Genomic DNA, 13,687 nt, shown 5'->3' with positions numbered 1-13,687 from the left:
GGCCGGAAAGCCAGCTTTTGCGAACCGCGAAATACGATAGACTCGTCGCCAGTCAATACGCCGCCCCCGGGCGTCTTCGTCTGCCATTCAGCCCATCGATGCGCTATTCGGTCGAAATCAGAAAGTTTTTCTACAGCCAGTATTTTTTCGGCGGCCTGCGCATCGCGGTCGGCGTGTCGCTGCCGGCCGTGTTGTGCCTGATCGTGTTTCACAACCGCGAGCTCGGCTTCACGATCTCGACGGGCGCGCTCGGCGCGTGCGTCGTCGACATGCCGGGCCCGCTCAAGTACAAGCACAACGAAATGCTCGCGTGCAGCGTGATCGGTTTTCTGGCGGCGCTCGCCACCGGCCTCGCGACACCGAACATCTTCGCGCTGTGGCTCACGATCGTGCCGCTCACGTTCGTGCTGTCGCTGATCGTCGTCTACGGCAACCGCTGGCCGCAGATCAGCTTCGCGACGCTGTTCATGATGGTGATGACGCTCGAGGAGAAGTTCACGCCGCTGCAGGCGTTCGTCAACGCCGGCTGGATTCTCGCGGGCGGCCTCTGGTACACGTACTGGGCCACGCTCGTGTCGCAGTGGCAGGCGCGCCGGATCGAGCAGCAGGCGCTGGCCGAAAGCCTGTTCGCCTGCGCCGACTACCTGCTCGCGCGCGCGCAGTTCTACGATCTCGACGCCGATCTCGACGAGTGCTACCGCAATCTCGTCGCCCGGCAGATTACCGCGGTCGAAACGCAGGAAACCGCGCGCGACATCGTGCTGCGCAACCTGCCGAAGCTGCGGCGCGGCAAGCTCGATCCCGGCCGCACGACGATGTACAACCTGTTCATCAACAGCGTCGATCTGCACGAGCTGTTCGTCGGCGCGCACACCGACTACCCGCTCGTGCGCAACACGTTCGGCGGAACGGACCTGATCATCTTCTACCGCGACCTGATCCGCAAGGCCGCGGCCGATCTCGAGGAGGTCGGCCTCGCGGTGCTCGAAAACCGCGCGCCGCATTCGCACATCAGCGTGAAGGCCGAGCTGCGCGCGATCGAGTACGAGATCGAGCTGATGCGCAAGAAGAACTTCGCGGCCACCCACGCGGAAGCCTATGCGGCCGTGGTCGCGACGTTCCGGCGCATCTGGAGCGCGACGCGCCTGATCGACCGGATGCGCCGCAACCTGTCGGGCCGCGCCGATCCGCAGCAAACCGAACTGAAGATCGACAAGGCGCTCACGCGCTTCCTGCAGCGCCGCCGCCTGTCGCCGCTGCTGATCTTCTCGAACCTGAACATGCGTTCGCCGAGCTTTCGCCATGCGCTGCGCGTGACGATCGCCGTCGCGGTCGGCTTCTGGATCGGGCGCCTGCTGCCGCTCACCAACGCATACTGGATCGTGATGACGACCATCATCATCCTGAAGCCCGGCTACTCGCTGACCAAGCAGCGCAACGCGGCGCGTATCGTCGGGACGCTGATCGGCTGCGCGGCGAGCGTCGCGCTGATCTACACGGTGAAGGACACGCACCTGCTGATCGCGATCATGTTCGGGTCGATGGTGATGAGCTACAGCCTGCTGCTGTTCAACTATGCGGCGAGTGTCGTGTTCACGTCGTCGTACGTGCTGCTGATGTTCCACCTGCTCGCGCCGGGCAGCATGCGGATCATCGGCGAGCGCGCGATCGACACGGTGGTGGGCTGCATGATCGCGATCGCCGCGAGCCGGCTGTTCCCGTACTGGGAATACCGGCTGATGGGCAAGCTCGTCACCGACATGCTGAGCGCCACCCGCAAGTACTTCGAGGCCGTGTGGCGCGCCGGGCGCGGCATGTCGCCGCCGCCGGTGCCGGCCGCCGACGGCGCCGCCGTCGTCGCGGGCGTCGCCGCGGCGATCGAATCTCCGGCGGCCAGCCTCGACGACGACTACCGCTACCGGCTCGCCCGCAAGGACGTGCACATCGCGTTCGCGAACCTCGGGCAGGCGTTCCAGCGGATGATGATCGAGCCGAAGGCGCACCAGCGCTTCGTGCCCGAACTGAACGACCTGCTCGTGCAGACGCACGTGCTCGGCGCGCAGATCACGGCTGCGGCGCCGCTGATCCGCAGCGCGTGCGCGGCCGACGGCGGGCTCGTCCACGACGACGCGCTGCAGCGCGGCCTGGCCGCCGTGCTCGACAATCTCGAGAAGGCCGAAGCCGGCGAGCCGCCGCCGGCCGACCAGCTCGAAGCATCGAAGCAGATCACGCGCGATCTCGATGCGATGGTCGTGTCCGCGGAAAAATCCGATGCGGTCGGCGCCGAGCTCACGCACGACCTGAAGGTGCTCGCGCACCAGTGCAAGCAGATGCTCGCGTCGTCGCTGCTGATCCGCAAGGACGCGAGCGTGATCCGCCTGCCCGCCTGAGCGCGGATGTCCGTGTTCTACGCGCGGATCCGCCCGAAATTCGCGCCCGCGTCACGTTGACGCACGGCTGACCTGTCGATACGGCGCGCCGGTTCCGCACGGCGCCCGTCACGCCGGAAGCCGCGAATCGACGCCGTTCGCCTGCCCCGCGCGCGACCCGAGCGGGCCGCGCACCGGCACGTCAGTGCGACGCCGCGCTCGCGGCCTCGGCCGGATGGGCCTCGTCGTACGCGTGCTTCTGCGAAATCGCGTTGTACAGGATCGTCCCGATCACGAGCAGCACGGCCACGACGATCAGGATGCTCACGTTGCGGACAGGGTTCTTCTTGCGCTGATCGTTCATGGTCGGTGCCGCTCCGTCAAATTCCTCGAAGCGGGCATTCTACGCGCTTGCGCCCGCGCCGGGCCGCCCCGTTCGCCGGTCTCCGTCCCCGGCTTCTCCCCTGCTTTCCGCAAGCTTTCGTTTGTTAATCATTCCCATTTCGATTTAGAATCCAGAATCTTTCACTTTGTAATGTTCCGGGTCGCTCGGGCGGCAGGCGCGCCCCGGAACGCTCCCTCGTCCACCTGCCCCACCGGAGTCTCCATGTCGAATCCGCGCACCCGCCTGCTGCCGCTCGCCGGCGCCCTCGCCTTGGCCGCGGCCGCGGCCGCCTTCGCGCCGCTTGCCCAGGCAGCCGAGGAAGTGAGCCTGTACACCACCCGCGAGCCGAAGCTGATCCAGCCGCTCATCGACGCGTTCACGAAGCAGAGCGGCGTCAAGGTCAACACGGTGTTCGTGAAGGATGGCCTGCTCGAGCGCGTGAAGGCGGAAGGCGCGCAATCGCCGGCCGACGTGCTGATGACGGTCGACGTCGGCAACCTGCTCGACCTCGTCGACGGCGGCGTCACCCAGCCGGTGCGCTCGAAGGCGCTCGACGATGCGATTCCCGCGAACCTGCGCGGCGCGAACGGCGACTGGTACGCACTGTCGCTGCGCGACCGCGTGCTGTACGTCGAAAAGGACCTGAAGGTCGATGCGTTCCGCTACGAGGATCTCGCCGATCCGAAATGGAAGGGCAAGGTCTGCATCCGGTCGGGCCAGCATCCGTACAACACGGCGCTCGTCGCGGCGATGATCGCGCATGACGGCGAAGCCGCGACCGAAAAATGGCTGCGCGGCGTGAAGGCCAACCTCGCGCGCAAGGCGACGGGCGGCGACCGCGACGTCGCGCGCGACATCCTCGGCGGCATCTGCGACGTCGGCCTCGCGAACGCGTACTACGTCGGCCACATGAAGAATGCGGAACCCGGCAGCGATGCGCGCAAGTGGGGCGACGCGATCAAGGTCGTGCGTCCGACGTTCGCGAATACGAAGAGCGGCGGCACGCACGTGAACATCAGCGGCGCGACGGTCGCGAAGCACGCGCCGCACAAGGCCAATGCGGTGAAGCTGCTGGAATACCTGGTGTCGCCGGAAGCGCAGGCGCTGTATGCGCAGGCGAACTACGAATACCCGGTGCGCGCGAACGTGAAGCTCGACCCGGTGATCGCGAGCTTCGGCACGCTGAAGGTCGACCCGCTGCCGCTCGCGGATATCGCGAAGCATCGCAAGCAGGCGAGCCAGCTCGTCGACAAGGTCGGCTTTGACAACTGACGCATCGCCTGCCCGCGCGTTGCGCGAGCCGCGCGGTCCGCGTGCGCGCCTGTGGCCGCGCGCGGGCAGCCTGTGGCTGATCGCGGCGCTGGCGATCGCCGCGGCGGTCGCGGCGCCGCTCGCGGTGCTCGTGGCCGCCGCGTTCGACGCCGATCTCGCGCACTGGCGGCATCTCGCCGAATTCGTACTGCCGCAGGCCCTCGTCAACACGCTGCTGCTGCTCGCCGGCGTCGGCACGATCGTGTCGATCGTCGGCACCGGCTGCGCGTGGCTCGTCACCGCGTACGATTTCCCCGGCCGCCGGGTCCTGACCTGGGCGCTGCTGCTGCCGCTCGCGGTCCCCACCTACATCGTCGCGTTCGCGTATCTCGACCTGCTGCATCCGATCGGCCCCGTGCAAGGCGCGATCCGCTGGCTGCTCGGCTTCGACAGCCCGCGCCAGTTCCGCCTGCCCGACCTGCGCTCGTTGCCCGGCGCGATCTTCGTGCTCGGCTTCGTGCTGTATCCGTACGTCTATCTGAGCACGCGCGCGATGTTCGTCACGCAGTCCGCGAGCCTGCTCGAAGCCGCGCGCACGCTCGGCGCCGGCCGCGTCGCGACGTTCTGGCGCGTCGTCGTGCCGCTTGCACGGCCGGCGATCGCGGTCGGCGTGAGCCTCGCGCTGCTCGAAACGCTGAACGATATCGGCGCGTCGGAATTTCTCGGCGTGCAGACGCTGACCGTGTCCGTCTATACGACGTGGATCACGCGCTCCGATCTCGCCGGCGCCGCGCAGATCGCGCTGGCGATGCTCGCGATCGTCGTCGGCATGATCGCGCTGGAACGCTACGGACGCCGCCGCCAGCGCTACGCGCACGGCCGGCGCATGCGGCCGATCGCGCCGCGCCGCCTGACCGGCTCGGCCGCGCTCGCCGCCGCGGTGCTCGGCTGGCTGCCGGTCCTGCTCGGCTTCGGCGCGCCGGCCGCGTACCTCGCGGTCGAAACGGCCAAGCGGCTGCACCTCGTCGGCGGCGTATCTGCGCAATTGATGACGGGACTCGCGAACACGCTGACGATCGCGAGCGCCGCCACCGCCGCGACGCTCGCGTGCGGGCTCGTCGTCGCGTGGGCCGCCCGCGCGCAGCGCGACAGCGCCCGGGCAGGCCCTGCCCGCCTGTGCGCGCGGATCGCGAGCCTCGGCTACGCGGTGCCGGGCACCGTGCTCGCGATCGGCCTGCTGATGCCGTTCGCGGCGGCCGACCGCCTGTTCGGCGCGGCGCTCGGCCGCGACGCGCTGCTGCTGATGGGCTCGGCCACCGCGCTCGTGATCGCCTATACCGTGCGTTTCCTCGCGATCCCGGCCGGCGGCATCGAGGCCGGCCTCGCGCGCATTCCGCCGTCGCTCGAACAGGCCGCGCGCTCGCTCGGCGAGACGGCCGGCGGCACGCTGCGCCGCGTCCACCTGCCGCTGCTGCGGCCCGCGCTCACGACGAGCGCGCTGCTGGTGTTCGTCGACGCGATGAAGGAATTGCCGGCCACGCTGCTGCTGCGCCCGCTGAACTTCGACACGCTCGCGACCTGGCTGTATGCGGAAGCCGCGCGCGGCACCTATGAAGAAGGCGCGGTCGCCGCGCTCGCGATCGTGCTGGCCGGGCTCGCGCCCGTGATCCTGCTCGCCCGCACCCGCCACAAGATCGGAGCCTGACACCGTGAACCTGCTCGAACTCGACGACCTCTGCGTCGCCTACGACACGCCGCACGGCCGCCGCACCGTGGTCGACGGCCTGAGCCTCGCGCTGCCGCGCGGCGACATCGGCTGCCTGCTCGGCGCGTCCGGCTGCGGCAAGACCACCGTGCTGCGCGCGATCGCCGGCTTCGAGCCCGTGCGCATGGGACGCATCGTGCTGGACGGCACGCCCGTCGCGGCGCCGTCGCTCGACGTGCCGCCGGAGCGGCGGCGCATCGGCATGATGTTCCAGGATTACGCGCTGTTCCCGCACCTGAGCGCGGCCGACAACGTCGCGTTCGGCCTGCGCCGCATGCCGAAGGCCGAACGGCGCCTGCGCGTCGCGGAGATGCTCGACCTCGTCGGCCTCGCCGATTCTGGCGACGCCTATCCGCACGAACTGTCGGGCGGCCAGCAGCAGCGCGTCGCCCTCGCGCGCGCGCTCGCGCCGTCGCCGGAACTGCTGCTGCTCGACGAGCCGTTCTCGAATCTCGACGTCGATACGCGCGAGCGGCTCGCGTTCGAGCTGCGCGACATCCTGAAGCACACGGGTCATACCGCGATCCTCGTCACGCACAACCAGGCGGAAGCGTTCGCGATCGCCGACCGGATCGGCGTGATGAAGGACGGCCAGCTTGCGCAATGGGATACGCCGTATGCGCTGCACCATCATCCGGCCAGCCCGTTCGTCGCGGATTTCGTGCGCCGCGACGCGCTGGCCGACGAACGCGCACGCGCGCTGGCGCGCGGCCGATGAAGCGGCGCCGCCGGCGCGGCGGCGCGCCCGTCAGGCGGGCTCGGCCAGATCGCGCACGGGTAGCGCGGTCGAATACTTGATCTGCTCCATCGCGAACGACGAACTGACGTCGAACAGCGGCACCGTGCGAATCAGTTGCTTGTAGACGCGGTCGTAGTCGTCGATGCCGGCCACCACGACGCGCAGCAGGTAATCGGTCTCGCCGCTCATTCGGTAGACCTCGACCACTTCCGGCATGTCGCGCACCGCCTGCGTGAAGCGCTGCGCCCATTCCTCGGTGTGCTGATTCGTGCGGATCGCGACGAACACGGTCGTGCCGACGCCGAGCTTGCGCGCATCGCACAGCGCGACCTGCGCGCGAATCGCGCCGGTTTCCTTCAGCCGCTGCACGCGCTTCCAGCACGGCGTCTGCGACAGGTTCACGCGCTGGGCCAGCTCCGCGATCGGCAGCGTGGCATCCGTCTGCAGCAGCTCCAGCAGCTTGCGATCGATGGCGTCCATTTCTCCATTCCCTCGTCGATAGAAATTTATTCTATTCATCCTGCCCAACGGGGAACAATATGAAAAGTGTCCGCGCGCGTCGACCAGTGTAAATACCGATCGGCCACGCGCTCGCCGCGCCAAACGAAACAGGCGACGCCACCCGCGAAGGGTGGCGTCGCCTGACATTGCCGAGCGTCGCGGCTTGCCTGCCGCGCGCGGGCCGGCGCTCACACGTCGCCGCCGGCCGTCGCGCCGCTCAATACGCGACCGTCGCGATCTCGCGCACGAAGCTGTCCTGCTCGAGCGCGTCGACGAACGCGACCGCGTAGTCTTCCGCCGAGATCTTGCTGTTGCCTTGCGCGTCGACGATCAGCTTGCCGACACCCGTGCGGAACGTGCCCGTGCGCTCGCCCGGCGCGATCAGCGCGGCCGGCGCGAAGAAGGTCCAGTCGAGATCCGCAACCGTCTTCAGGTAGTCGAGCGCGTCGCGATGCGCGAGCGCAACCGCCTTGTACGCTTCGGGGAAACCTTCGGTGTCGACGAGCTGCTTGCCCGGCGCGACTTCGAGCGAACCGGCGCCGCCCACCACGACGAGCCGCTTCAAACCGGCCTGACGCGTGCCGGCGACCAGCGCCTTCGCGACCGCGACGACCTGCGCCGCATCTTCCTGCTTCGGGCCGTACGCGCTTGCGACGACGTCATGCCCCGGCAGCGCGGCCGCGATGCTGGCCGCGTCGAACAGGTCGGCCGCCTTCGCGGTGATGCCGTCGCCGGATGCGCCCGGATGGCGCGACAGCGCGGTGACGCGGTGGCCGCGCCGCACGGCTTCCGCCGCGATGCGCGAGCCGATCATGCCGGTGGCGCCGAACAGCGCGATATTCAACGAACGTTGCGTCATGTCGATTCTCCAGAAAAGAAAATATGTAACATAGTTAATTACATATAAGATCGAAAAAAACGGGGCGAAGCCCCCCGTTGCGCCGACCGCCGCGCGTACGCGCCGTCCGGCTTCCTGCCCTGCCTGCCCGCGGTCACCCGCCGGCGTGCGCCGCCCGCTGCGTGCGCTGCTCCCGATCCAGCATGTCGGTCGTCACGTCGACCAGCGTGCGCGTGGCGAGCGACGCTTCCATCGCGCGCTGTGCGTCGCCGATATAGCCGGTCAGCGCGCCCTGGATGTGCCGCCCGACGAGACACGCCGGATTCGGCGCCTCGCGGTGCAGCGCGAACAGTTGCGCATCGTCGACCGCGCGATACACGTCGAGCAGCGTGATCTCGCCGGGCTCGCGCGCCAGCAGCGCGCCGCCGCCCGCGCCGAGCTGCGACGTGGTCAGCCCTGCTGCCGCCAGCATCGACAGCAGCCGGCGAATCAGCGCCGGATTCGTATTCACGCTGCCCGCGATGACGTCGGACGACAACGGCACGCCTTCCTGCATCGACAGCAAGGCGAGCACGTGAACGGCAAACGCGAACCGGCTGCTGGTATTCATTCCTGACTCACTCGGCGACGCCGGCCCGACCCGCGACCGGCGACATGTGTAACCATGATAATTACACTTGGCGGATCGTGCAAGCCCGCGTCATTCGCCGCTCGCGGGTTTCGCCCCGGCGGCGCTCTGCTGGCTCCACTGCTGGAGTTTCTTGCCGGCTTCGGCGATCTTCGCGCCCGCTTCGGAAGCCGCATGCGCGACGACCGCGGACGCCGCCGCGTCGATCTGCGCCTGCGCAGCCGACGCGAGGCCGCTCGCGGACAACGGCGGCACGGCCGACGCCGCGGACGCGATGCCGGCCTTCGCCGCGTTGATCTGTTGATTGACGGTGCTCGCCACCTGGTCGAGCGCCTTGGCCGCGTTGTTGGCGGCATCGGCGGCCGCGCTCGCGGCCGTATCGGGTTGCGCGGCCGACGTGCCGGACTTCTCGCAGCCCGCGAGCAACAGCAGCGCACCGGCGGCCACGGCCGCCAGCACGGACCCGGGCACGCGACGCGCCCGCGATGTCTTCATGTTCATCAGCAATCTCCGGCCGCGCGCGGCGCGACCTCGTGGTTGGACCGGTGTCGATGATACCGCCTGTGGAACAGGCCCAATGACGACCCGTTGTTAAAAATGCCTTTCAATTTCGGATTCGTCTGATTCAATCGCAGGCGCCACGCCTCTAAAGTGGGCACGCCTCAATTCACTTCGTACGTGCCCCCCTTTTTCTTCGTCATGGCTTTCCTCATCGATTGGTTCATCGTCCTGGCCGCGCTGCTTGCCGCCACCCTGTTCCTCTGCCTGCGCGCGCCGTCGGCGCGCCGTCTCGCCGAATCGGGGCGCCCGCGCCGCATCGCGTCCGCGCGCCTGCTCACCCAGGCCGTGATCGGTTTCTGGACGGCCGCGCTGATCGTCGCGCGAGGCATTCTCGGCGCCGATGGCGACGGCCAGTCGCTCGCGGGCTTCGCGGCGCTCGCAGTCGCCGCGATCGGGCTGTCGGCCGTCGCCCTCTACTGGTCGGCGTGCGCGCTGCGGCTGCGCCGGCCGCCCGTGCTGTTCGCGCGCCACTGACGCGCCAGATCGGTGCGTGAGCGGCGCACGCCGCGCACCGCTTCATTCGGCGTACGCACCAATTTCGTCATAATCGCACCACAAACGCGCATCCGGCGAACCGATCGGCGGCCGGCGGCCACGCCCCGATCCCGTGCACGATTCACCGGCATGCCGCATCGCACGGTACCCGGGCACCAATTTCACGCAGTCATTCACCAGCTTGGCTCGATACTTGCATTCCTCGCCCGTTTTTTGCGCAAGGAAGCCACGGCATGGATGGTCTGAAATCCGGCGTCGACACACTGTTCCTGTTGATCGGCGCCGTCATGGTGCTCGCGATGCACGCGGGCTTCGCCTTTCTCGAACTCGGCACGGTCCGCAAGAAGAACCAGGTCAACGCGCTCGTGAAGATCCTGGTCGACTTCTCGGTGTCGACGCTCGCGTATTTCCTCGTCGGCTACACGATCGCGTACGGCGTCGAATTCTTCGACGACATCGGCTCGCTGTCTCAGCACAACGGCTACGCGCTCGTGCGGTTCTTCTTCCTGCTGACGTTCGCCGCGGCGATCCCGGCGATCGTGTCCGGCGGCATCGCGGAGCGCGCGAAGTTCAATCCGCAGCTCGTCGCGACGCTGATCATCGTCGGCTTCATCTATCCGTTCTTCGAAGGGATCGCGTGGAACGAGCGCTTCGGCGTGCAGGCCTGGCTCGCGCACGCGTTCGGTGCGCCGTTCCACGACTTCGCGGGCTCGGTCGTCGTGCATGCGTTCGGCGGCTGGGTCGCGCTGCCGGCCGTGCTGCTGCTCGGCGCGCGCCACGGCCGCTATGCGAAGGACGGGCGGATCGCCGCGCACCCGCCGTCGAACATCCCGTTCCTCGCGCTCGGCGCATGGGTGCTCGCGGTCGGCTGGTTCGGCTTCAACGTGATGAGCGCGCAGACGCTCGACAAGATCAGCGGCCTCGTCGCGGTGAACTCGCTGATGGCGATGGTCGGCGGCACGCTCGCGGCGTGGGTGGCCGGCCGCAACGACCCGGGCTTCACGTACAACGGGCCGCTCGCGGGCCTCGTCGCGGTCTGCGCGGGCTCCGACGTGATGCACCCGATCGGCGCGCTGGTCACGGGCGCCGCGGCCGGTGCGCTGTTCGTCGCGATGTTCACCTGCGTGCAGAACCGCTGGCGCATCGACGACGTGCTCGGCGTCTGGCCGCTGCACGGAATGTGCGGCGCGCTCGGCGGCCTCGCGGCCGGCGTGTTCGGGCTGCCCGCGCTCGGCGGTCTCGGCGGCGTGTCGTTCCTGTCGCAGCTCGTCGGCACGCTCGGCGGCATCGCGATCGCGACCGCGGGCGGCACGCTCGTCTACGGCGCGCTGAAGGCGACCGTCGGCCTGCGTCTCGATCGCGAAGCGGAATTCGACGGCGCCGACCTGTCGATCCACCGCATCTCGGCCACGCCCGAGCGCGATTGACCTGCCGACGCACACTCGACGCGCCATTACGTTTTCGATTCAAAAAACTTTCATCTAGCGTCCTTACACTTCCGTCCAGTTTTCAATACGCCTTCGCGAAGCTTGTCGCCCGCGCTTCGCGAAGGCCATTCTTCCAACAACCGAAACTGGACTCCACATGCCCGCGTTGCCCAATGCTTCCCGTCGTCAGGCCCTGAAGATCCTCGCCGGCGCGCCGATGCTTCCCCTTTCCGGCCTCGCGCTGCCGGCCCTGCTGACGGGTTGCGGCGGCGACGACGATCCCGCGTCGACGCCGGTCGCCGCCGCCTATACGTCGGCGGCCTTCTCGGCGATGGCCGCGCCGACGCTCGACAACGCGGCCGCGATGGCGACGACGACGGTCGGCTCGACGCTGTCGGTGTCGTTCTCGGACGGCTCGTCGCGCAACTTCAAGCTCGCGTACAAGCCGTTCTTCGTGACGGGCGACATGGTGCCGGACGGCAAGGGCGGCACGACGCTCGCGGGCGGCTACTACGACATCAACAACCAGCCGATCATCGATCGCTCGGTGGCCGGCAAGGAGCGCCAGTTCTATTCCGACTGCCCGGATGGCAGCTCGCTGCTGACGCTGAAGAACGCGAACGTGCCCGGCGTGAAGGGCAACACGGTGTTCGCGGTCGTGCAGTTCGAATACACGACGCGCGACCAGGCGAGCGCGTCGCAGTACGGCCAGCTGCCGTCGCCGATCGCCGTGCTCACGCTCGACCAGGACCCGGCTACCGGCGCGCTGAAGCTCGTGAAGTATCACAACGTCGACACGTCGAGCGCACACGGCCTGTGGATCACGTGCGGCGCGAGCCTGTCGCCGTGGGGCACGCACCTGTCGAGCGAGGAATACGAGCCGGACGCGACGAAGGCCGCGACCGACGCGCAGTTCAAGGCGTTCAGCAAGAACACGTTCGGCGACGAGACGAAGGCGAACCCCTATCACTACGGTCACCTGCCCGAGATCACCGTGAATCCGGACGGCACGGGCACCGTGAAGAAGCACTACTGCCTCGGCCGCATCTCGCACGAGCTGATCCAGGTGATGCCGGACCAGCGCACCGTGATGATGGGCGACGACGCGACCAACGGCGGCCTGTTCATGTTCGTCGCCGACAAGGCGGCCGACCTGTCGGCCGGCACGCTGTACGTCGCGAAGTGGACGCAGACGTCGTCGGCCGGCGCCGGCACCGCGACGCTCACGTGGATCAGGATCGGCCACGCGACTAGCAGCGAGATCGAAGCGCTCGCGAACACGCTGAAGGCGTCGGACATCATGGACCTGGTGACCGTCGACCCGAACGATGCGAGCTACACGAAAATCCACTTCGGCGGCAAGTTCAACTGGATGCGCGTGAAGCCGGGGATGGAAAAGGCGGCCGCGTTCCTCGAGACGCACCGCTACGCGGCGCTGCTCGGCGGCAGCATGGCGTTCACGAAGCTCGAAGGCACGACCGTGAACGCGAAGGACAAGATCGTCTACACGGCGATGTCGCGGATCGAGACGTCGATGGTCAAGGGCAACACGGTGTCGCGCGACGTCGCGCTCGACAAGAAGATCGCCGCGGGCGCCGTCTACGCGCTGAACCTGAAGGCGGGCCAGCGCGACACGACGGGCGGCGCGATCGACAGCGAATGGGTACCGGTGGACATGGGGGCGCCGGCCGCGCTGGTCGGCGAGGATCTCGCCGCGGCCGACGCGCTCGGCAACCTCGCGAACCCGGACAAGATCGCGAATCCGGACAACCTGAAGTTCTCCGAAAAGCTGCGCACCCTGTTCATCGGTGAAGACTCGGGCATGCACGTGAACAACTTCCTGTGGGCCTACAACGTCGACACGAAGTCGCTCGCGCGCGTGCTGTCGTGCCCGGCCGGCGCCGAATCGACGGGCCTGCACGCGGTCGACGAGATCAACGGCTGGACCTACATCATGAGCAACTTCCAGCACGCGGGCGATTGGGAATCGCCGCTGCACGACAAGGTCAAGCCGACGCTCGACCCGCTCGTGCGCGCGAACTACAAGGACCGCTTCGGCGCCAGCGTCGGTTACCTGACGGCCGAGCAGACCAGCATCAAGCTCGCGAAGGGCTGACCGGCGCGCGACGGGACGTTGCGCGTTGCAGGGCGCCCTGACCGGGCGTCCCTGACCGGGCGTCCCTAACCGGGCGTCCGTGACCCGGCCTCCCGGCCGGGCGTTCTTTCTTCGATCACCGTTCATTCGTCGGCGCTCCACGCCGTTTCATGCGCGATGCCCACTGCGGGCATCGCGCTTTTTTTTGCGTGAAGCGAGCGCGAGCGCGGCGCACATTGCGCGTGCAGGCGGGCGCGATGCGACCGTGGACAAGCGTTTGCGACGATCGGAGGATAATACGGGCCTGACGCGTCCGGGCGGACGGTCGGAAAGACAGGCAAAAAAAAGCGCCACGGAGACCGTGGCGCTAAAAAAGTTCTAGCCATTCCGAGGGCCGTGCTAGAACCTGAGAGACTGCGCGAAACATCGTTGCCGGTTAAACTCTTGAAACGATGTTTCGAAAACGTGAGACATTCTTTCCGTTTCCGCCCGACAAGTCAAGCGGTATTTGCACCGGTTCATGCACTTTCCGGCAACGCTCATTTGAGCGTTTTCCTAATAAACCAAGGGTGAACCCGTAAAATCTCATACAATGACCGGTTCTCCCGCGGAACATGCATCCTTTGACAATAG

General features: G+C 67.8%; 12 protein-coding genes. 7 read left to right on the top strand and 5 right to left on the bottom strand.

The window, feature by feature from the left end; all coding sequences use genetic code 11:
• Window positions 1–98 precede the first annotated feature (98 nt).
• Window positions 99–2,390 carry an FUSC family protein gene (locus WS64_RS04280; RefSeq protein WP_060965792.1) on the top strand — a complete coding sequence of 764 codons (2,292 nt, stop codon included), beginning with the start codon at window positions 99–101 and terminating at the stop codon, window positions 2,388–2,390.
• Between the two features lie 181 nt (window positions 2,391–2,571).
• Here the strand turns inward: WS64_RS04280 and WS64_RS34160 are convergent, their stop codons facing one another.
• The gene (locus WS64_RS34160; RefSeq protein ID WP_006476417.1) at window positions 2,572–2,733 is read right to left on the bottom strand and encodes a hypothetical protein; all 162 of its coding nucleotides are present in this window, start codon (window positions 2,731–2,733) and stop codon (window positions 2,572–2,574) included.
• 243 nt (window positions 2,734–2,976) lie between these two features.
• On the opposite strand from WS64_RS34160, the gene WS64_RS04275 reads away from it, so the two are divergent.
• Genes WS64_RS04275 through WS64_RS04265 form a run of 3 tightly spaced genes read left to right on the top strand, consistent with a single transcriptional unit; the run spans window position 2,977 to window position 6,488 of the window.
• Window positions 2,977–4,026, top strand: coding sequence for a Fe(3+) ABC transporter substrate-binding protein (locus tag WS64_RS04275; RefSeq protein ID WP_060965791.1), 1,050 nt, complete (start codon window positions 2,977–2,979; stop codon window positions 4,024–4,026).
• Window positions 4,016–5,710, top strand: coding sequence for an ABC transporter permease (locus tag WS64_RS04270; protein WP_060965790.1), 1,695 nt, complete (start codon window positions 4,016–4,018; stop codon window positions 5,708–5,710). Before WS64_RS04275 ends, WS64_RS04270 begins: the two co-directional genes overlap by 11 nt.
• A gap of 4 nt (window positions 5,711–5,714) precedes the next feature.
• Window positions 5,715–6,488, top strand: a complete 774-nt coding sequence (locus WS64_RS04265) for an ABC transporter ATP-binding protein (protein ID WP_059644073.1) — start codon at window positions 5,715–5,717, stop codon at window positions 6,486–6,488.
• Between the two features lie 30 nt (window positions 6,489–6,518).
• Here WS64_RS04265 and WS64_RS04260 read toward each other — a convergent pair whose 3' ends face one another.
• From WS64_RS04260 to WS64_RS04245, 4 genes are all read right to left on the bottom strand, one after another.
• On the bottom strand, window positions 6,519–6,989 hold the full coding sequence (locus tag WS64_RS04260; protein ID WP_059573939.1) for an Lrp/AsnC family transcriptional regulator: 471 nt from the start codon (window positions 6,987–6,989) through the stop codon (window positions 6,519–6,521).
• Window positions 6,990–7,227: 238 nt separating this feature from the next.
• On the bottom strand, window positions 7,228–7,869 hold the full coding sequence (locus WS64_RS04255) for an NAD(P)-dependent oxidoreductase (protein ID WP_059644071.1): 642 nt from the start codon (window positions 7,867–7,869) through the stop codon (window positions 7,228–7,230).
• Window positions 7,870–8,002: 133 nt separating this feature from the next.
• The gene (locus tag WS64_RS04250; protein ID WP_059644068.1) at window positions 8,003–8,458 is read right to left on the bottom strand and encodes an Rrf2 family transcriptional regulator; all 456 of its coding nucleotides are present in this window, start codon (window positions 8,456–8,458) and stop codon (window positions 8,003–8,005) included.
• A gap of 90 nt (window positions 8,459–8,548) precedes the next feature.
• Window positions 8,549–8,977: a hypothetical protein gene (locus WS64_RS04245; protein WP_059644065.1), complete on the bottom strand. Its 429-nt coding sequence runs from the start codon at window positions 8,975–8,977 to the stop codon at window positions 8,549–8,551.
• 198 nt (window positions 8,978–9,175) lie between these two features.
• Between WS64_RS04245 and WS64_RS04240 the strand changes: the two genes are divergently transcribed.
• From WS64_RS04240 to WS64_RS04230, 3 genes are all read left to right on the top strand, one after another.
• Window positions 9,176–9,511 (top strand): hypothetical protein, encoded by a 336-nt coding sequence (locus tag WS64_RS04240; protein WP_059573943.1) that lies wholly within the window; start codon window positions 9,176–9,178, stop codon window positions 9,509–9,511.
• 254 nt (window positions 9,512–9,765) lie between these two features.
• Window positions 9,766–10,959 carry an ammonium transporter gene (locus tag WS64_RS04235; protein ID WP_060313379.1) on the top strand — a complete coding sequence of 398 codons (1,194 nt, stop codon included), beginning with the start codon at window positions 9,766–9,768 and terminating at the stop codon, window positions 10,957–10,959.
• A gap of 157 nt (window positions 10,960–11,116) precedes the next feature.
• Window positions 11,117–13,075, top strand: a complete 1,959-nt coding sequence (locus tag WS64_RS04230; protein ID WP_060965789.1) for a PhoX family protein — start codon at window positions 11,117–11,119, stop codon at window positions 13,073–13,075.
• Window positions 13,076–13,687: the final 612 nt, after the last annotated feature.

Source organism: Burkholderia anthina, from assembly GCF_001547525.1.
Lineage (GTDB): Bacteria > Pseudomonadota > Gammaproteobacteria > Burkholderiales > Burkholderiaceae > Burkholderia > Burkholderia semiarida.
This window is presented reverse-complemented; position numbering and strand designations above follow the sequence as displayed.